We start from the raw sequence: 20,019 nt of genomic DNA, 5'->3' as shown, positions 1-20,019 counted from the left end.
TAGTAAAATAATTTAGAAAGGATTTGAAGAAATGAGAAGAATTGCAAGCTATCAGCTGGGAAAAACTACGATTCTATACTATAAAAATCCTAATGGAGGTTGTGAATGGATAATTGTCCCAACTGAAAAGAAGACGGTGATTAATTTGCCGGAGCGAATAAAATTTGATTCATTAGTCCAAGCAAAATTGATGGGAGATGATTTTCCAAAAGGGTTTGTGACCGGAAGTACTATGCGTAACAGCGCCACAGTCCAAGGCTTGTCTTATGAGACACAAAATATTCAGAAGCTTGGAAACGGTCAAGTGGAGATTTGTACTACCTTAAAAGATATTCATGGAAATAGCTATGAACATATTTTGAAAGGCCAAAGTGATGGTGATGTTTTTGAGACTTACGTGAGGTTTCTCAATACAACAAATCAGAAACAAACATTGGAGATGTTGAGTACTTTTTCACTTTCCAATTTATCACCATTCAATACTCGCAACAAAGTAGGAAATATATTAATTACTCGCTATCAAAGTAAATGGAGTTTTGAGGGGCGTAAAGAACAACGACCGATTGAGGAATATCAATTAGAGCCTTCATGGAAACCATCTGGAGTAGGACTAGAAAAAATTGGTCAAATTGGTTCAATGCCTGTAAGGAATTATTTTCCAACTGCTGCCATTACAGATGTTGCAGAGAATGTTACTTGGGGTGTACGGTTAGCTCATCCTGGATCTTGGCAAGCGGAATTTTATCGATTAGATGAAGATTTGTGTTTCTCGGGAGGGATAGCAGACCGCGATTACGGGGATTGGAGTAAGACGCTAAAGCCAGGAGAGTCATATCAGACGCCATCTGCTTTTATTACAGTTTGTATTGGTTCTGAAGAAGAGTGTGGGAATCAGTTCAATAATTACTTCTCTGACTTAGTTACTCAATATGGACATGAATCTGAAGAATCAATGTCAGTAATGTTCAACGAGTTTTGTACCACATGGGGAAAACCTTCTGAAGAATCAGTGACAGCTGCAATTCCAATTTTGCAACAACATGATATAGATTATTACATCATTGATTGTGGATGGTATGCTGATGCTGTCAAAGGTTGGGAAAAAAATATGGGGGATTGGATACCTAATCCGCAGCAATTTCCTAACGGTGTGAGACCAGTTATTGAGCATATTCAAGCATCCGGTATGTTACCTGGTATTTGGTTTGAAATTGAAACTGTTGGACGTGATGCGATAGCTTTTAGCTTAGTAGACCATCTATTGAAGAAGGATGGAATTCCTATTACAACGGGCGATCGTCGTTTTTGGAATATGAATGATCCTTGGGTAATAAGTTATTTATCTGAGCGGGTGATTGACTTTTTGAAGGAAACCAAAGTAGGATATTTAAAAATTGATTATAATGATAACTTCGGAGTGGGTTTTGATGGAGAAGATTCCTTTGGGGAAGAAAATCGTAAACAGCTAGAAGGAACTCAACGTTTTTTCGAAAAAATTCGTAAAGAGTTACCAGACTTAATAATTGAAAATTGTTCTTCTGGGGGGCATCGTTTGGAACCATCTTTAATGATGCGAACGGATTTATCCTCGTTCTCAGATGCGCATGAATCATTATGTATTCCAATCATCGGTGCAAATATGCATGAGTTGATTCCACCACGCCAAAATCTAATGTGGGCAGTGTTACGAAAAGAGGATTCTCTCAAACGAATTTATTATTCTTTGACTGCCAATTTTTTAGGACGCTTGTGTTTATCTGGAGATATTACTGAATTGTCGAAATATCAATGGGAAGCAGTAGATGAGGGCATCGCTTTCTATCGAAGAGTAAGTAGTATTATTAAGTCAGGTTATAGTCGCCGTTTTGGCAAACGTGTTTTATCTTATCGTGATCCTGAGGGAAGTCAAGCAGTGATTCGTTACGCAAAGGACGGTTCAGAAGCCTTGCTTGTACTCCATGGATTTAAAAAGGCTGAGAAGGTAATTGTGTCTATAGAAGGTGATTATGAGATCATTGATTGCTATGGTTCACCAATCGGCATTGAAAAGATAAATGGAGGGTATGAGTGCTGTTTCACAGAAGATTTCCAGGGAACAGCTTTCTATTTGCAAAGCAAGTAAATCGAATTTGGTAGATTGGAAACTTTAATGGGGAAAAGGAGAGAATTGAATTAGTCAAATTGTTGAAGAAACAATTTGACTAAAGTCCTAAGAATTCGAATAATTGATAGATCTCTATAATAAAAATAAGGAAACATCATTTAAAATATTGAACTTCTTGATGTAACCTCATATAGATCAAATGGGGGACGTACTGGGAGCAAGAATCCTACTCTTTATTCTTTTTGCATAGGGAATTTAATGAAAAATGCAATTTGATGCCATTACTCTTCACCTCGCCGAAACTTTCTTGGCGTACTCCCATTTTTCTCTCGAAAGACCTGTACAAAACGGCTGGCGCTAGCAAAGCCAACCAGCCCCGCAATATCTTGTACCGAGAGTTCCTGATGATTCATCAGGAGCTCTTTTGCTTTGTTTAGGCGAAAATCCAGCAAGTATTGTTGCGTGGTTTTGCCGGTGAAACGGCGAAAGAGCCGGGTCAAGTATTGGGGGGTGATGAAGCGTTCGGCTGCCAAGGCATCCACGGTCAAATCTTCGCCAAATCTGGTTTCAATCTTTTCAATCGTGGGTAAGACAAACTGTTGAAACAACGGATGGCTGGTGGCAAGTTGATTTTCGTAGCCTTTGGAGAGGTACATCAAAAAGCGGTAGCAATCCGCCGATGCCTGAGCGGGATCAAGGGTCCGGGTGGTGAGGTCGCTGACGACAGCATCAATCCAGCGGGAAAAGGAAAACTCGCGGGTATTGGTGGAAAATAGCACCCGATTGGTACCGAGGATTTCAGCGAAGTGATCCTCTAAAAGACCATTGAAAGTGACAAAACGAGTTTGCCAAGTGTTGCTTGTGGCAGTGTTTCCGGTGGCAATTTCTGCAGGCTGTCCCCCTGAAACTGATGTCGCCCCACCTTCTGCTAGCTGTTCTAGAGTTGCCACGGTATCGTTCGTTGTATCTTTTGGTTTTACATGATCTGAACGGATTCCATATTCTCGCAAAGTTTGTGGTCTTTCCAACCGTTTGCCGCGGTGATCCGTATCGGCAAAATAAGCATGGGGCGTATAGGGCGGGAGCAAGACGCCTTCTCCCGGGCGAAGGGGTACGAGTTTGCCTTCTACTTGAATTTGGCCTTGGCCGGATTCTGTTTGGAGCCAGTGGTAGTGGGCATAGCCTTGTTTTCTTGAGATGCTTTCTTGTCCCCAGTGATTACCGATGGATTCTAAAGAGAAGGGAAGGCTTTCACTGATGGGTTGAAAATAGATGGGCATGGCTGGACACCTCTTGTTTCGATTTCTGATATTTTTTGTTTGTGGAATCTATACTAACATCTTTGGCTAGCGTTTACAATAAAGGGGTCATGAGGGCTCGCGACAAATCCGAGTCCTCAGCAACAATTTAGATATTAAGAAGAGCTGACAACTTTGGCAAAGGCTGCTTTTTATGAGCCTCAAGGACGCTAAAAGCCTGTCAGTATCAAAAAGGAGCGAAACTTATGTTTGATCGTATTTTATATGGTGGGGACTACAACCCTAACCAATGGGAAAAACCTGTCTGGTCTGAGGACATGCGCATTTTCAAAGAAGCCAATATCAATTCTGCTACTATCAATGTGTTTTCTTGGGCGAAGATTTAGCCTTCCGAAAATGAATATTACTTCGATGAGCTAGATGAAGTCACCGAGATGTTATACAAGGAAAACTACGATATCGTCTTAGCGACATCAACGGCTGCGATGCCTGGCTGGCTGTACAAAAAATACCCAGAAGTAGCCCACGTGGATTATGATGGTCTCACCCACAAATTTGGAGGGCGCCACAACAACTGTCCATCTAGTGAAATCTTCCGCAAATACTCTTCTCGGCTAGCGGGGAAATTAGCCGAACGCTATGGCAGCAATCCTCATGTGACTTGCTGGCACATCAATAATGAATACGGCAACTACTGCTACTGCGAAAAATGTGAAGCGGCTTTCCGAGTTTGGGTCAAAGATAAATACCAGACGATTGCAGCCGTGAACAAAGCTTGGAACATGGAATTCTGGGGCCACACCTTGTACGACTTTGACGAGATTGTGGTGCCAAATGCTTTGTCTGAAGGCGTTGGTTACGATAAAACGGCTTTTGCTGGGATTTCCATCGATTATTGTCGCTTTATGTCAGATTCTCGGTTAGAGACCTTCAAATTGGAAAAAGCAGCGATTCGTGAGCATGACAAAGATACTGCTATCACCACCAATTTGATGGGAACCTACAAAGGCTTGGACTACTTCAAATGGGCCAAGGAACTGGATATCGTTTCTTGGGACAATTACCCAGCCTACGATACGCCTTGGAGTCAAGTTGCTATGACCCATGATTTGATGCGGGGAGTGAAAGACCAACAACCATTTATGTTGATGGAACAAACACCTTCCCAACAAAACTGGCAAGCTTACAACTCGTTGAAAAAACCTGGTCAAATGCGAGCGCAAAGCTATCAAACCATCGCTCACGGGGCTGATACGATCCAATTTTTCCAATTGCGTCGGAGTGTCGGTGCGTGTGAAAAATTCCATGGTGCGGTGATTGAACATGTGGGCACTGAAAATACGCGGGTCTTCCGGGAAACCGCCGAACTTGGTGAAGAATTGACTCGCTTGTCTGAAATCATCGGAGCCATTGCACCATCTGAAGTGGGGATGATTTTCGACTGGGATAACTACTGGGCCTTGGAATACACTAGCGGACCTTCTGTTGATTTAAAATACGTGGATCAAATTCACAAATACTATCGGTACTTCTACGACCAAAATATCTCCGTGGATATGCTGGCGGTGGATGCAGATTTCTCTAACTACAAAGTCATCGTCGCACCGGTCTTGTACATGGTGAAAGAAGGCATGAAAGAAGCCTTACAAGCCTTCGTGGAAAATGGCGGTACCTTGATCACGGGCTTCATGAGCGGGATTGTGGACCAATCCGACAACGTGCATCTGGGGGGCTACCCGGGGCCATTGCGGGAAATGTGTGGGATTTGGGCGGAAGAAATCGATGCCTTGGCACCAGAACAAAGCAATACTGTCGTGTTAGCAGATGGGACGACCGGGACGAGCCATCTTTTGTGCGACATCATTCACTTGGAAGGTGCTGAAAGTTTGGCAGATTACACTAGCAATTTCTACGCCGGCGCACCAGCGGTTACGAAAAACAACTTTGGTAAAGGGCAAGTCTACTACTTCGGTACCCAACTGGAACCGACCTTGTTGGATAAAATCTTGGCTGAAGCTACCGCTGCTGTAAAACCAGTTTTGGCGGAACCAACAAAACTAGAAGTTACTGTCCGGGAAAAAGACGGCCACCGCTACTTCTTCATCATGAACTTCACTGACGAAGAATTGCCATTGCCAGCTGAATTTGTCGGTAAAACCGATATCTTGAAGGGCCATGTTTTGGAAGCTCATGACTTAGCGAAATACACCACTTATTTGGTGAAGATGTAATCAGTAAATAAAACAACAGCGGGAACATGAGATAACTCTTTTGGTCCCGTTGTTTGAGTGAAAGATAGAAAGATATTAGCAAAACAGGAATTACATGATTTTAAATCCTACTCAAAAAAGTACAAAATGATGTTGCAAAGAAAAAATCACAGAAACGGTAAGTGGATACTTCCGTCTGCTGTGATTTTTTTTAAAGCTCTTTAACGAAGTAATCAGGAAACATTTTTATTACGGCTGTTGAATCGTCATTTACTTTGTGAATGTGGGCCGCCACTGCAATACTCAATTGAGCTTTATCCTTTTTTTTGATTAAACTTAGAATGTGCTTATGTTCTTCTAAAATATTCTTCCAACTTAGTTCTTTGACTTCTAGACGTAAAAAGCGGTAGCGATTCAAGGCAACATTTAACATCTGTAACCATTCCCAGATATGCTTTTTGTTTGCGATATGATAAAAGAAGCGATGGAATTCTTCATCTAATTGAAAATACTGTTCAATATTCTTTGATTCAAAGTAAATTTGTTGAATTTTAATCATTTGTTCTAACTGTTGGAGCTGCTCAGTAGTAATAAGATCGATAACTTGATTCATTATGCTAGTTTCTAGAGTTTCTCTTACAAAGCGAGCTTCCGAAACTTCTTGAAGATCAATGTAGGAAACATAAGTGCCACTTTGAGGAATAATTTCAAGTAATCCTTCTTTTTGCAAACGAAGAATAGCTTCTCTAACAGGGGTATCTCCAATTCCTAGCGTTTTCACTAGTGCATTTTTTGAAATTTTTTCGCCAGGTTTTAGCTCAGCTTTCATTATTTGTTCCTTGATTCGTTCGTAAGCTTGTGTCTGATTATTAATTTTCTTCATTAAAACACCTCGATTTTGTTGCTCGTAATGATTTTACCCTAAATTCCTTGATTTGTGGAAATTACTTTTCTCTAGTTTTCGACAAATGTTGAGGTTGAAAAGAGAAATATTCTATTGTAAAATACTAATATATCAGTTTGCGCTGTTGGAATTTTCACTTTTTTAAGGAGGACATCATGTTTATTCAAAAAGATTTTTTGCTTCGAAGCCAATTAAGTCGCCAATTGTACCACGATTTTGCAGAAAAAATGCCGATAGTTGATTATCACTGTCATTTAGAACCTAAAGATATTGCGACAGACTATCGTTTTACTTCTATCACAGAGTTGTGGCTAGGGGGAGATCACTATAAATGGCGAGCGATGAGGGCTAACGGTATCCCTGAGGAATACATTACTGGAAATGGGAATGATAAAGCCAAATTTTTGGCTTGGGCCGATACGGTAGAAAATGCAATTGGTAATCCGCTCCATCATTGGACCCATTTGGAATTGAAACAATACTTTGGTATTACCGATCTTTTGACAAAAGAAAATGCTGAAGAAATTTATAATCAGTGTAACCAGTATTTACAAGAACATGAAGTCACCACAGTAAATCTGATTCAGCAGTCTAATGTAAAATTTATAGGTACGACTGATGATATTTTAAGTGATTTGAAATATCACAAAGAGCTAAAAGATAGATATGATTTTACAGTGGCACCCTCTTTTCGACCAGATCCTGTACTTTCAATTACGCAGGGATTTGGTGAGTATATAAAAAAATGTGCGACTGTGGCTGGAAATGACTTGGTCACTTATGATAGTTTGAAACAGTTTTTAATAGAACGAGTACACTTCTTTCATGAGGTTGGGTGTAAAAGTGCAGATCATGGCTTTGGAGAACTTCTTTATGCTGCTGCCACTAAAGAAGAAATAGAGGCCATTTACCAAAAAGGGCTACAAGGATTACCTTTAACTCGTCAAGAAATTGCAAAATGGCAAGGACGAGTGATGGTGGATTTAGGTCGCGAGTACGCAAAATTGGGATGGGTAATGCAAATTCATTTTGGTGCCATTCGAAGTGTGAATACTCGTCTGTTTGATAAATTAGGTCGAGATATCGGATGTGATTCGATATTAGATCAAGGGGATGTAGCTATTCAATTGAATAGCTTGTTGGATGCTTTGGACAGAACGAACGAACTTCCTAAAACGATTCTTTATAACTTGAATCCAAGTATCAACGAGCTAGTTGCGACTGCTTGTGGAAATTTTCAAGAAAATGACAAAAAAATTAAAAGTAAAGTTCAGTTTGGTGCAGGCTGGTGGTTTAATGATCAATATGATGGAATGCTAGCTCAAATGCAAACATTATCAAATCAAGGTTTGTTGATGAATTTTGTAGGAATGCTAACGGATTCTCGAAGTTTCATCTCTTATCCTCGCCATGAGTATTTCCGACGAGCGTTGTGTGAAATGATTGCTCAGAAAGTTGAAGCTGGCTATTATCCTAATGACCAGAAGCTTTTGAAAAAGTTAATTCAAAATGTTTGTTATCAAAATGCTCATGAATTTTTTGAGCTAAAATCCGAGAAAGAAGCGATAGAGAAATGAACTTAATGAGTGATTTACTGACCAATGAGCAGCTAATTGCTTCAGGCTATCAAATGCCCAATTATGATGTATCTGAAACTACTAGAAAAACAGCGAGTGATGCCAAATGGGTACATTTTGGAGCTGGAAATATTTTTCGCGCTTTTTTAGCAGTTCATCAACAGAAGTTGTTGAATCTTGGTTTAACTGATACTGGAATTGTGGTAGCAGAAGGTTATGACTATGAAATTATTGATGTTTTAAAAGGCTATGATAATTTGACTCTTAATGTGACTCTTAAAAATGATGGTCAGGTAGAAAAAGAAGTTGTTGCCAGTATTACTGAGTACTTGAAGATGGATGCTTCATCCTCTGATTATACTGCTTTGCAGGAGCTTTTTCGAAAACCATCATTAGAAATGGCCTCCTTTACCATTACTGAAAAGGGATATAGTTTGGTAGATGGAAATGGAGATTTATTAACGGCTGTTCAAGCGGATTTTGAAAAGGGTCCGAATAAACCAGAAAGTTATCTTGGAAAAGTGGTTGCCTTGCTATTTGAACGTTTTCAAGCAGGAAAACTTCCTTTAGCATTGGTATCTATGGATAACATGTCCCATAATGGAGAGAAATTACAGGCTTCTGTGATTGCGTATGCAAATAAGTGGGTTGAAAAAGGTCTAGTTCCTGAAGATTTCAAAGCATATCTTGAAAATCAAGAAAAAGTGACCTTCCCATGGTCTATGATTGATAAGATTACTCCACGTCCAGATACAAGTGTTCAGGAAATGTTGGAAAAAGATGGGTTGGAAAATATTGCTCCATTTGAAACGGCTAAACATACTTTTGTAGCACCTTATGTGAATGGTGAAGAAACAGAATATTTGATTATTGAAGATTGTTTTCCAAATGGTAGACCAGCACTGGAGCAAACTGGCATCATTTTCACAGATAGAGATACTGTGAATCGTGTCGAGACGATGAAAGTTACGACGTGTTTAAATCCTTTGCATACATGTTTAGCAATTTTTGGTTGTCTCTTGAATTATCAGTCTATTCATGAAGAAATGCAAAATCAAGACTTGGTTAAATTAGTGAGGACTTTGGGGTACAAAGAAGGATTACCGGTGGTGGTCAATCCAGGAATAATTGATCCAAAACACTTTATTGATGAAGTGGTTGAAAAACGTTTCCCGAATCCTTTTATTCCAGATACGCCACAGCGAATCGCTTCTGATACTTCACAAAAGTTATCAGTAAGGTATGGAGAAACTATTAAATCTTATTTACAATCAACTACGCTAGATGTGCAGTCCTTAGAAGTTATTCCCATGGTAATTGCGGGTTGGTTGAGATACTTGACTGGAATTGATGATAGAGGAGAACGGTTTACCTTATCTCCAGACCCATTAATGCCAACGCTTTTACCATTATTTGCGCACTTTGAATTTGGAAAGAATAATGTAAATTCTAAAATCTATGCCTTACTATCAACTAAGAAAATTTTTGGCGTAGATTTAGTAGAAGTAGGACTTGCAGAAAAAATTGTTGCATATTTCAATGAAATGTCTGTTGCACCAGGAGCAGTCGCAAAAGTTATTCAATCAATCAAATAGAAGGAGTAGTTGACTATGAAAATGTCATTCCGCTGGTATGGTCGAGGCAACGATCCCATTAGCTTAAAAGAAATCCGCCAAATTCCCGGGGTGGAGGAAATCGTGTGGGCATTACACGACAAACAAGCCGGAGAATTGTGGACGGAAGCAGAAATCAAAGACGAGATTGCCTATATTGAAAGTCAAGGTCTGAAAGCCACCATCGTGGAAAGTGTCAATATCCACGATGATATTAAATTGGGCTTACCGACTCGGGATGCTTATATCGAGACTTACAAAGAATGTTTGAAAAACCTTGGCAAAAATGGCGTGAAAGTGGTCTGCTATAATTTTATGCCTATTTTTGACTGGACCAGAACCGATATGTTCCACCCGCTAGAAGATGGTTCCACTGCCCTTTACTTTGACAAAGAGAAAATTATGTCTTTGGATCCGCAAGAATTGGTGGATATGGTGGAAAAAGAAAGCAACGGCCTAACCTTGCCTGGCTGGGAACCGGAACGTTTGGCGCGAATCAAAGAATTGTTTAAAGCCTATGAAGGGTTTGATGATGATCGCTTGCGGGAAAACTTCGCATACTTTATGAATGCGATTATTCCGACTTGTGAGGAATACGATATTAAAATGGCGATTCATCCCGATGATCCACCGTTCTCCATTTTTGGCTTGCCACGCTTGGTAAACACTCAGGAAAATATCGAAAAACTATTAGCGGTCAATCCAAGCCCATACAATGGCCTAACGTTTTGCTCGGGTTCTTTAGGATCAGATCCTAATAACGATTTAGTCAGCATGTTAAAAGCTTTCAAAGAGCGAATTCCATTTATGCATGTGCGTAATGTACGGGTGGAAGAAAGTGGGAGCTTTAGTGAGGTTTCTCACCGGACTCAAGATGGAACGGTAGATATTACCGGTGTTATGGAAGCTTTGGCGGAGATGAATTATGAAGGGTATATTCGTCCGGACCATGGGCGCCACGTCTTCGGAGAAAATGCTACGAATGTACGACCAGGCTACGGGTTGTATGACCGAGCGATGGGCGCAATGTACTTGACCGGCAGCTGGGATATGGCGAAACGACTAGCTAAATAATTTATGAAATGACAAAAGACTTATGCTTGAGCAGTGAATCAACAGTATTTTTAATTTGCTGGTTGATATATGCTTTCGTCTTTTGTCATTTTTTAATTTATACCATTATTTGTCTGTAATTTTTCAGTGAAAAAAACTTCTACCGGGTAGGGCTACAACTTTGATCGTTCTTTTGGAGAAGCGATTGATAATCGAAATTCAACTGATACAATTAGGATAAGGATGGTGTTAAAGATGATTAAGCAGAGAAAACTTATAAATGACTATTACTCTAACCTTTCTTATCGTGGCAAATTTAGAATTATTTTTAATATACTTCTTTGCTGCATCTTTGTATTTTGTACAGTGATGGCTGTTTACTTTGCTAATCTTTTAACTGATGAAATATATGAGAAAAATCGAGAGCGACTTATATTTTTGACCAATAAAATTGAAAACGATTTTACGAATATTGAAGATATTACCACTGATATTCATCAAAACTCAATAATTCAGGATGCACTAGTAAAAAGTGCAGACCCAGATGTTGATATTACGACCAGTTGGAATGCTCAAGTACTAGCTAATAGTGAGATTAATTGGTTGTTATCCGCTCAAAAGGATATATCCAAGATGATTCTACTGAATAACGAGGGTGAAAATGTCTCTAAAACCGTTTTTAATAAGAATGATCTTTTTAATAATCAGTCATTGGAAGAAATTTTACGTGGTAGAAGTGGTGAAGAAAAACGAGGAAGATGGATATTTCAAAATGATTTAAGCCAAGCACTTTATATTCAAAATATCTTTAATGTTAAACAAATGAGCATGAAAAAAATTGGAACAATGATTCTATTTGTTAATACGTCATTCATTTCCTTATTGGTAGAGGAGGCAGATATTCTTTCTAGCGATGATTATTTTTATTTACAAGACAGTAATGGTCTTTATAGCACAAGTTCAGAAGCAACTAGACTAAGTCAGAAAATGATTGATTTGGTAGAGAAACAGAAACGAAATAGTGATGAACTTAGTTTTGTTTCAAATAATTTTGGCAAATATCTGGTCTTTTCAAAAGAGTTTGAGACTAATAATTCATCGTTTAGAATTTTTTACTTCTTAAAAAACAATCAGGTGATAACTAAGGTAGTATCCACCTTAATTTTGATTCTTTTTATTCTGATTTTATTTGTATCATTATCCTATTTGTTAGTAAATCGACATATTGATCGTTTAATTAAACCGATAAATCGGCTAGTGTTGACTATGAAGCGGTTTGGCGGAGAAAATGATCTAAAAAGTTTACAAGAAGTCGATCGGCCATTAGCCTCAGTTATCAGAAATGATGAAATTGGTGAGTTGTATTCAAGTTTTCATGCACTAATCAGTCAAATTGAGGAGTTGATTATTAAAGATTATCAATCAAAGTTATTAGCACAGGATATGGAATTTAAATATCTTCAGGCACAGCTAGATCCACATTTTCTCTATAATACTTTGAATTCTATCAATGGTCTGGCGATAGAAGAAGGAAACTTTGATATATCTGAAATGGTAACGTCGCTCGCAAAATTGCTGCGTAAGAGATTAGAAGTTCATAATCGATTTGAATCAGTGAATGAGGAATTACAGATTGTCCATGCTTATATAAAAATACAATCTGTCCGTTTTTCAAGTCGATTAATATATGAAGAAGATGTGGAGAGCGACGTAAGACCATTATTGATTCCACAACTCATTATTCAGCCTTTGGTTGAGAATGCAATGAAGTATGCTGTAGAAAAAGTCAACCGGCCAATCACAATTCGATTATCTATAAAACGTATGAAGTCTAACCTTGAAATTAGAGTTATTGATAACGGACCTGGTTTTGATCCGAATAGTGAAGTATCAAAAAAATCTACAGGTTTAGGTATGAATAATATACGAGAACGTATCAAATCAATTTATGCTGATGCTGGATCATTAACGATTACTTCTGTTGCTGATTATAAGACAGAGATTGTGATTATTTTACCGATACAAGAGGGGGAATCTGAAGATGAAACGATATAGGACAATCATTGTTGATGATGAACAGATAAGTATTAAAAGTATATCTAAAATAATTAGTCATAGTCAGCTGCCCATTGATATTGTAGAGACGTTTTTATCTAGCAAAGATGCATTGCAATTTATTCAGGAGAATTCTGTTGACTTGTTAATCACTGACATAAATATGCCAGAATACAGTGGTATTGATCTTTTGAAGAGAATTTATGAAATTGACACAAGTGTGAGTGTTATTATTATTACTGGCTTTGGCAGTCTGGATTATGCTAGAGAAGCAATGGAATATGGTGTAAAACATTTCTTGCAAAAACCTTTTACCTCTTCAGAATTGATTGATAGCATTTCAAAAAGTATTCAAAGAGTGGATGAAAAGCGAGCCTCTGTTTTACTTTGGAGAAAAGAGCTTGTAAAGTCGAAAATTTGGGGAGAGACATTGAACGAAACCTTTCCTCAACCGTTCACTATGATGACCTATCAGGAGAACCAATTTCCTTCTTTTCATACTTTGTTTGATCAGTATTTCCGGGATAATGGAGTTGAGTACGTTTATGGAATACTCCAAGGAACTGTGATGTATCTTATTTTTAAAGAAGAGAGTGCAAAATTAGAAATACCCAATAGCTTGTCGCAAAAAAGAGGGATAGTAGTGGTGCAGCAAGAGATAATTCTGGAGCAGGCGAAAGAAACTTTTTATAGAGCTTTTCCTTTCTATGAAAAATATTTTTACTTCAAGAATTTAAAATGTTTTAAAAAAAAAGATCTTGAAGAAGAGATACAAAGTCTGTCAATCTCATCAATTATTTCTGAAGCACGAGGACTTGTATCTGAAAACAATTATCAAACACTAGAACGGCTGATACTCGATTTGTTTTCAACAGCGGTTAAACAGCTACAAGCAGTCTCACAGCTCAAAAAATGTAGTTATGAGCTTGCCAAAATTTTGATTGAGGATGGCAAACTTGATATTAATGTTAACGATTTGTCTCATACAGTTGAGCAGTTGGACTATTACCTAGACATAGAAGAATGGTTAATGAAAATTTTACGCCAATCAAAAGCGCAGAAAGAAGCTGACTTAATCGGGAAATCTATTTCAGATAGTATCAATTTAATTGTGGAAAATAATTATCAGGTAAGTGATTTATCTTTAAAGTGGATTTCGAAAAACAAGTTGTTTTTAAACCCCGAATACATGGGGAAAGCATATCAGAAAGAGATGGGAAAAAGATTTACAAATCATTTGCTAGAAGTTCGAATGGAAAAAGCCGCGGATTTGTTGAAACAAGGAATGAGAGTTTACGAAGTTGCGGAGAAGGTGGGGTATGAGAATAATCCCGATTATTTTGGGCAGCAATTTAAAAAGTATCACGAATTATCTCCTAGCCAATTTTTGAAGAATCTTAAAAAGTGAGTTAATTTCCAGTTTTGGTAAACATTTGATAGCCTTATGTAAGGGTACGTTTTTTTATAGGAAATGGAGATGGACGTAATTGTCTAATATTGAACAGCTTTGTAAAGAAAAAATGGTATATTCTTTTGGGGATAGTATTATTGCCGGGCATACTTTTCCATTAGGATTTGTAGATTATGCTTGCAAAGAGGAGGAGATGAATCATCAAAAATATGCAATCAACGGAGCAACTGTAATTGATCTAAGACCCGATAGAAGATATATTTTAGATCAAATAAGACAAGCTCCTTCTGCTCAGCCAGATTTTGTAGTTTTCGATGGTGGAACAAATGATGCATTTGAAATGATGAAATATTCGAACGAACAAGTTTTAAAGAATGATGTAGAAAAAAATAGAAGTTTAGAGTCACAGTTTGAAAATAGCTTTGAAACCTTATTAGTATTTATGAAAGAAAAGTGGCCAAATGCGAAAATTATTTATGTTGTTCCTCATAGTATAGCAGGTCTTAGTATTGATATTCAGGAAAAAATGATAGATTTAGCATTGGCTTTATGCGCCGAATATAAGATTAGTGTTGTTGATATTTATCATGATAGTTGCTTAAATACACACGAAAATAATCAGAGAGTAAAGTATTCGTTTGATGTACTTGGGGATGACGGGTTACCAGGAAATAATGGTTCAGGAACGCATCCTAATTTGCAAGCAATTGATGAGTTATATTTACCACTTTTACTAAAAGCTTTGCGAGAACTTAATACAGACTAAATATCTGATAGGAAAAGTAAAAGATGAACTCGCGAAAATTATCTAGATAAAAAAGAGGAAAATAATGTTATGAAAAAGAAAGTTAGTCTTTTGATATTTGCAGGACAGTCAAATATGGCAGGGAGAGGGCAATTTGAGTTAGCTCCTAAAATTGAAACAAATCGTGCTTTTGAGTTTCGAGCAATTTCTGACCCAACGAGATTATATCCAGTTGAAGAACCTTTTGGTGTTAATGAAAATAGTCCGAACGGAATTTATGAGCCAGATATGAAAAAAGGAAGTATGGTAAGTAGTTTTCTGAATTCTTTTGTGCCAAAGTCCGATAGTGATGTAATTGCGCTATCAGCAAGCAAAGGAGGCTCGAGTATTGTAGAATGGCAGCCTGAATCTGCTTATTATGAGGATTTGCTTGAACTTATCAAAAGGACAAAAAGATGGTTGCAAGAAAATAATTACTGCATTGAAAATACTTTGTTTTTTTGGTTACAAGGGGAAACTGACGGAGATTAGGGGAGAACGAAAGAAGAATACCGAGAACTAACAAACAATTTTTTTCTCTTGTTTACTTAAAACGGAAGTTGATGAAGTTTTTGTTTTGGAAATTGGTAATCATTGAGATGAACCAAATAAATACGTACCATTTCGTCAAGCACAACAAGAGCTAGGAAACATTGAACATGTTACGTTTGTTCCCACGTCACTAAAAAAATGGCAAGCTTGAATCACATGATTGACCAATTTCATTATGATCAGCTAGCTTATAATCAGTTGGGAAATGAGACAGCCCAATTCATTTCTAACTATATACATTCAAATTGAGGTTTAGTTTTTTTGACTACTATTTGTATCGTTACTCTTTACCTAGAGTTAACAATACAGATAGTAGTTTTTTTGTGAGGAGTATTAGATATCCGCTTTTTCATGATTTGTATCCGTTTTTTCCATGCTAAAAAAAAAAGAATTGCGGTTATCATAATATTGTAAGCGATAACAGAAAGGGAGAGAATGAATGAAAAAAATTGGAAAAGTCTTAGGATTTGTCGGTGTTACATTAATGGCTACATCACTGCTTACTGCTTGTGGAGGCAGTAAAGATGATGCGAGTGGTGAAAAAGATGGGAAGGTAACACTGCGTATCTCCTGGTGGGGAAATGATGATCGGCACAAGGCAACAAATGAAGCTATAAAAAAATTTCAAGAAAAGTATCCTGACATTAAGGTGAAAGCGGAGTATAGCGGTTGGGATGGAATAGTTGAAAAGATGGCAACACAGATTGCCGGTGGGACAGAAGCTGACGTAATGCAAATTAATTATGATTGGTATCAGACCTATTCACCAGATGGTACAGGGTTTGCTGACTTGAATGATTTTAAGGATATTATTGATATGTCAGGTTATTCAGAAGATACTCTAAGTGCTGCTAATATTGATGGAAAACTCAATGGAATTCCTCACGGTGAAAATGCGTACGTTTTTGCTGTTAATTCTACAAAATTTGAGGAGTTTGGAGTTGATCCTACATCATTGAAGACCTGGGACGATTATAAAGAGGCTGCAAAAAAATTCCCAGAGGGTTATTATCCGATGTCGTTTAAGAGTTTTAATGAACCAATGATTTATCTGACACAGAAGTATGGTGAAGCTATGTTAGATGAAGAAGGAAACATGAATTATTCAGTAGACCAAATTGAAGAAGGATTGGAATGGTACCAATCAATGGTCGACGCAAAAGTTGTACCATCACCTAAAACAATGATTGAAACTGTAGGGACCTCTCACCTATCAACTGTAAAAGAGTATATTGAAGGAAAATACGACGGGGTTTACGATTGGACAGGCGGTTTGGCTTCGTATGCATCAGTTTTAGAAGAAAATCAAATGAAGCTTTCGATTCCATCTTATCCAGTGATTAGCGATGGCGATTCTGCAGGGGTCATTAAGAAACCAACAATGCTATTTTCAATCTCAAAAAATTCGAAGCATCCTAAAGAAGCAGCGAAACTTTTAGATTTTCTACTAAATGACCCTGAAGGCGTTAAAGCTATGGGAACTGCTCGAGGACTCCCTGTCAACACAAAGGCACAGGAAATTTTAGAAGAAGCTGGGTTAGTTGATGATGTTTCAAAACAGGCATCTGAGTATACAAAAAATACTGAGGGAGTTATGGAAAGTCCTTATTATGAAATGTCACAGGTTGTAGAAGCCTACAATGTACCTTTTGAAAAATTTGGTTTAGGACAAGCTACTCCTAAAGAAGCGGCTAAAGAGATTAAAGCTAATGTAGAAGATGCTATAGCACAGTTGAAGAAGCAATAAGTATGTAGGGGTGGTGCTGTTGTTAACTATAACAGTTGACAACAGCAGCTAACTCTCCAGATTTTTGAGAAAGAATATTTTAGATTTATTCGAATCGTTCTCTAAAAATCAAGTTACGAGGAGGAGTCAAATGGAAAGCGCAGAAAGTAATAACACAAGGAATACAAAATTAAAAAGAAAAACTAGAAATAAAAATAAATACACCGGACTAATCTATTTATTGCCGTGGCTGATTGGCTTGGGGATATTTACTATCTATCCCTTTGTTAGCTCATTAGTCTTGAGCTTTACCGATTACAACTTAATTTCAGCGCCTTCATTTGTTGGATTTCAAAATTATGTTAAACTTTTCACTTCAGATAAAGAATTTGTCAATTCTCTATTAGCAACTTTGAAATATACAGTTATGACTGTGCCTGTTCAATTGGCATTTGCACTGTTTGTTGCATTTATTCTGAACTTTAAACTTAAGGGTATTAATATGTATAGAACTGCATATTACATTCCGTCGATTTTAGGTGGTAATGTAGCGGTAGCTGTTTTATGGCGCTTTCTATTTTCTGCAGATGGTCTTATCAATCAGTCAATACAATTTTTTGGTGGTGAACCAGTTGGATGGTTGTCTGATCCAAACGCTGCAATGTTTGTAATTGCCTTATTAAAAGTATGGCAATTTGGTTCGGCTATGGTGATTTTCTTGGCTGCATTAAAGGAAATCCCGGTTGAACTTTATGAAGCTGCCCAAGTAGATGGAGCTAAAAAGTGGACAATTTTCTTTAAAATCACTTTGCCACTAATTTCACCAACTATTTTCTTCAATTTAGTGATGCAGATGGTGAATGCATTGCAAGAGTTTAATGCGCCTTATTTGATCACTAATGGTGGTCCTTTAAAAGCGACAGACTTGACAAGTCTAATGATTTATAACAATGCGTTTAAGTTTTTCAAGATGGGGTATGCAAGTGCTATGTCATGGATTTTATTCATCATTATCATGATTCTTACTATTACGCTATTTAAGACACAGAGTAAATGGGTATATTACTCAGATGGAGGTAATGAATAATGGAGAATGTATTCAAAAATCATAAAGTTCGGAATAACATTAATTCTGCTATTCGTTATATCCTTTTAACGCTTGTCGGATTTCTTATGTTGTATCCAATATTGTGGTTAGTTGGTGCTTCATTTAAGACAAATGCGGAAATTTTTACATCAATTGGCTTTATTCCGAAATCTTTTGACTTTACAGCTTATATCAAAGGATGGGAAACAGGTACGGAGTTTACTTTTGCTACTTATTTTGCAAATACTTTTAAAATCGTGATTCCTAAGGTGTTATTTACCGCAGTATCTTGTACCTTGACAGCCTATGCTTTTGCTAGATTTGAATTCCCTGCAAAAAAATTGCTGTTCGGAATCTTGATTTCTACACTATTTTTACCGGCAGTGGTTACTCGTATTCCGCTATATCTGTTATGGAAACAGTTTGGATTTTTAGATTCATATGTTCCTTTAGTAGCAAATACTGTTTTTGCCCAAGAACCATTTTTTGTTTTTATGTTGGTTCAGTTTTTGCGAAGTATTCCACGTGATTTCGATGAGGCGGCAACCATCGATGGATGTAATTCTTTACAAATTTTGACAAAAATTTTGCTACCGATTCTGCGGCCTGCGATTGTCAATGTTTGTCTCTTCCAATTTATTTGGTCTATGAATGATTTCTTAGGTCCATTGATCTATATTTCTAGTGTTGAAAAATATCCTGTTGCCATTGCTCTCAAAATGGCAATGGATGCCTCAGCTGGGGTAACCCCATGGAACCAAATAATTGCCATGTCACTAATTGGTCTGCTTCCTTCAATCATTTTGTTCTTTGCAGCTTCGAAGCAGTTTGTAGATGGAATGTCTGCAGGGGGAATCAAAGGATAAATTTGTCTATGCCTCCTTGCTGGGATTTCCAACAGGGAGGCATAATATGTTTAACAATAAAAGGGGATTTAAATTATGAATAGAGTAAAGCAGTTGTTTAGTTCTCAAAGTGTACAAGATAAAAATAAGTTGATATATCGATATATTCTATTAAATCTTTACTTTTCTATTTGTACTTTACCATGGCTGTTGGTTAATTCCTTGATTAGAATATCTCCTCAAACTTTTCTTATTTATGCGATTGTTGCAGTATGGTTATTCCCCAATATTCAGACGCTAATGAAATATTTTAGCCAAGAAAAGATGTCGGAGAATATTACTCTTAAAGATTATATTCGTGAATTGAAGGGGCATCTAAAAAGTGGTTTATTTATTGGGGGAGGCACCATGACCATTTTAACAGTACTTTTATTTGACCTAATGATTGTTCTAGCTAACGAACAAATTAAAGGAATGTTTCCTATTTTTTTCATTGGAATTATCACGATCAGTATATCGGGTTTGTTTTTACTAAAGTTAAATTTGGAAAAAAGCTCTTCATTCAAAAAGAATATTAAATTTTCACTTGTTCTTGGATGGCATAATTTTTTTAAAACACTGATATGCTTTTTGATTCTTTCCATGTGGTTAAGTGTTGGTTACCAAATCCCTATACTTAATTTCTTAATTGGAAATGTCGCATTTGCATACATTCTTGACAAAGTGATGACGAAGTTTTTGACAAAGTATATTTCAAGAAGACAATCGTTTTCTAGATGATAACTATACTACCAAAATAATTATTTAGACTTCTTCTTATTCATTAAGAGTTTTATTTT

At 37.2% G+C, this 20,019-nt stretch carries 14 protein-coding genes and 1 pseudogene; 13 read left to right on the top strand and 2 right to left on the bottom strand.

Going from position 1 to position 20,019, the window contains the following annotated elements; translation table 11 throughout:
• The first annotated feature begins 31 nt into the window (after nucleotides 1–31).
• Complete coding sequence (locus FJU10_RS10805; protein ID WP_140965887.1) at nucleotides 32–2,122, top strand: glycoside hydrolase family 36 protein; 2,091 nt, start codon at nucleotides 32–34, stop codon at nucleotides 2,120–2,122.
• 263 nt (nucleotides 2,123–2,385) lie between these two features.
• On the opposite strand, the gene FJU10_RS10800 is transcribed toward FJU10_RS10805, so the two are convergent.
• Entirely contained in the window at nucleotides 2,386–3,384 is a 999-nt protein-coding gene (locus FJU10_RS10800; RefSeq protein WP_223273023.1) for an AraC family transcriptional regulator, read from the bottom strand.
• Nucleotides 3,385–3,608: 224 nt separating this feature from the next.
• Here FJU10_RS10800 and FJU10_RS10795 point away from each other — a divergent pair.
• Nucleotides 3,609–5,594: pseudogene (locus tag FJU10_RS10795) on the top strand (beta-galactosidase).
• A gap of 190 nt (nucleotides 5,595–5,784) precedes the next feature.
• Here FJU10_RS10795 and FJU10_RS10790 read toward each other — a convergent pair.
• On the bottom strand, nucleotides 5,785–6,456 hold the full coding sequence (locus tag FJU10_RS10790) for a GntR family transcriptional regulator (RefSeq protein ID WP_140965886.1): 672 nt from the start codon (nucleotides 6,454–6,456) through the stop codon (nucleotides 5,785–5,787).
• 176 nt (nucleotides 6,457–6,632) lie between these two features.
• Here FJU10_RS10790 and uxaC point away from each other — a divergent pair, with 176 nt between their 5' ends.
• The 11 genes from uxaC to FJU10_RS10735 all read left to right on the top strand — a co-directional run bounded on the left by uxaC (nucleotide 6,633) and on the right by FJU10_RS10735 (nucleotide 19,960).
• Nucleotides 6,633–8,054 carry a glucuronate isomerase gene (uxaC, locus tag FJU10_RS10785; RefSeq protein WP_223273022.1) on the top strand — a complete coding sequence of 474 codons (1,422 nt, stop codon included), beginning with the start codon at nucleotides 6,633–6,635 and terminating at the stop codon, nucleotides 8,052–8,054.
• A complete protein-coding gene (locus FJU10_RS10780) occupies nucleotides 8,051–9,649 on the top strand; it encodes a mannitol dehydrogenase family protein (protein ID WP_140965885.1) in 1,599 nt (532 codons plus the stop codon). Before uxaC ends, FJU10_RS10780 begins: the two co-directional genes overlap by 4 nt.
• Nucleotides 9,650–9,664: 15 nt before the next feature.
• Complete coding sequence (uxuA, locus tag FJU10_RS10775; protein ID WP_140965884.1) at nucleotides 9,665–10,741, top strand: mannonate dehydratase; 1,077 nt, start codon at nucleotides 9,665–9,667, stop codon at nucleotides 10,739–10,741.
• Between the two features lie 234 nt (nucleotides 10,742–10,975).
• On the top strand, nucleotides 10,976–12,775 hold the full coding sequence (locus FJU10_RS10770) for a sensor histidine kinase (protein ID WP_189372297.1): 1,800 nt from the start codon (nucleotides 10,976–10,978) through the stop codon (nucleotides 12,773–12,775).
• On the top strand, nucleotides 12,762–14,183 hold the full coding sequence (locus tag FJU10_RS10765) for a response regulator transcription factor (RefSeq protein ID WP_140965882.1): 1,422 nt from the start codon (nucleotides 12,762–12,764) through the stop codon (nucleotides 14,181–14,183). The genes FJU10_RS10770 and FJU10_RS10765 overlap by 14 nt, the downstream gene beginning before the upstream one ends.
• Before the next feature lie 79 nt (nucleotides 14,184–14,262).
• Complete coding sequence (locus FJU10_RS10760; protein ID WP_140965881.1) at nucleotides 14,263–14,952, top strand: SGNH/GDSL hydrolase family protein; 690 nt, start codon at nucleotides 14,263–14,265, stop codon at nucleotides 14,950–14,952.
• A gap of 69 nt (nucleotides 14,953–15,021) precedes the next feature.
• On the top strand, nucleotides 15,022–15,462 hold the full coding sequence (locus FJU10_RS10755) for a sialate O-acetylesterase (RefSeq protein WP_140965880.1): 441 nt from the start codon (nucleotides 15,022–15,024) through the stop codon (nucleotides 15,460–15,462).
• A gap of 499 nt (nucleotides 15,463–15,961) precedes the next feature.
• The gene (locus FJU10_RS10750) at nucleotides 15,962–17,269 is read left to right on the top strand and encodes an ABC transporter substrate-binding protein (RefSeq protein WP_140965879.1); all 1,308 of its coding nucleotides are present in this window, start codon (nucleotides 15,962–15,964) and stop codon (nucleotides 17,267–17,269) included.
• A gap of 130 nt (nucleotides 17,270–17,399) precedes the next feature.
• Complete coding sequence (locus FJU10_RS10745; protein WP_140965878.1) at nucleotides 17,400–18,335, top strand: carbohydrate ABC transporter permease; 936 nt, start codon at nucleotides 17,400–17,402, stop codon at nucleotides 18,333–18,335.
• Nucleotides 18,335–19,201: a carbohydrate ABC transporter permease gene (locus FJU10_RS10740; RefSeq protein WP_140965877.1), complete on the top strand. Its 867-nt coding sequence runs from the start codon at nucleotides 18,335–18,337 to the stop codon at nucleotides 19,199–19,201. Before FJU10_RS10745 ends, FJU10_RS10740 begins: the two co-directional genes overlap by 1 nt.
• Before the next feature lie 75 nt (nucleotides 19,202–19,276).
• Nucleotides 19,277–19,960 (top strand): hypothetical protein, encoded by a 684-nt coding sequence (locus FJU10_RS10735; RefSeq protein ID WP_140965876.1) that lies wholly within the window; start codon nucleotides 19,277–19,279, stop codon nucleotides 19,958–19,960.
• Nucleotides 19,961–20,019: the final 59 nt, after the last annotated feature.

It is taken from the genome of Enterococcus sp. OL5, from assembly GCF_006491895.1.
GTDB classification, from domain to species: domain Bacteria; phylum Bacillota; class Bacilli; order Lactobacillales; family Enterococcaceae; genus Enterococcus_D; species Enterococcus_D innesii.
Note: the sequence above shows the minus strand (reverse complement) of the source record. Positions and strands in the feature narration are given on the sequence as shown.

Coding starts and splice junctions, on each gene's coding strand:
- FJU10_RS10805 (WP_140965887.1), top strand. CDS start 32: ATGAGAAGAATTGCAAGCTATCAGCTGGGAAAAACTACGATTCTATAC.
- FJU10_RS10800 (WP_223273023.1), bottom strand. CDS start 3,384: ATGCCCATCTATTTTCAACCCATCAGTGAAAGCCTTCCCTTCTCTTTA.
- FJU10_RS10790 (WP_140965886.1), bottom strand. CDS start 6,456: ATGAAGAAAATTAATAATCAGACACAAGCTTACGAACGAATCAAGGAA.
- uxaC (WP_223273022.1), top strand. CDS start 6,633: ATGTTTATTCAAAAAGATTTTTTGCTTCGAAGCCAATTAAGTCGCCAA.
- FJU10_RS10780 (WP_140965885.1), top strand. CDS start 8,051: ATGAACTTAATGAGTGATTTACTGACCAATGAGCAGCTAATTGCTTCA.
- uxuA (WP_140965884.1), top strand. CDS start 9,665: ATGAAAATGTCATTCCGCTGGTATGGTCGAGGCAACGATCCCATTAGC.
- FJU10_RS10770 (WP_189372297.1), top strand. CDS start 10,976: ATGATTAAGCAGAGAAAACTTATAAATGACTATTACTCTAACCTTTCT.
- FJU10_RS10765 (WP_140965882.1), top strand. CDS start 12,762: ATGAAACGATATAGGACAATCATTGTTGATGATGAACAGATAAGTATT.
- FJU10_RS10755 (WP_140965880.1), top strand. CDS start 15,022: ATGAAAAAGAAAGTTAGTCTTTTGATATTTGCAGGACAGTCAAATATG.
- FJU10_RS10750 (WP_140965879.1), top strand. CDS start 15,962: ATGAAAAAAATTGGAAAAGTCTTAGGATTTGTCGGTGTTACATTAATG.
- FJU10_RS10745 (WP_140965878.1), top strand. CDS start 17,400: ATGGAAAGCGCAGAAAGTAATAACACAAGGAATACAAAATTAAAAAGA.
- FJU10_RS10740 (WP_140965877.1), top strand. CDS start 18,335: ATGGAGAATGTATTCAAAAATCATAAAGTTCGGAATAACATTAATTCT.
- FJU10_RS10735 (WP_140965876.1), top strand. CDS start 19,277: ATGAATAGAGTAAAGCAGTTGTTTAGTTCTCAAAGTGTACAAGATAAA.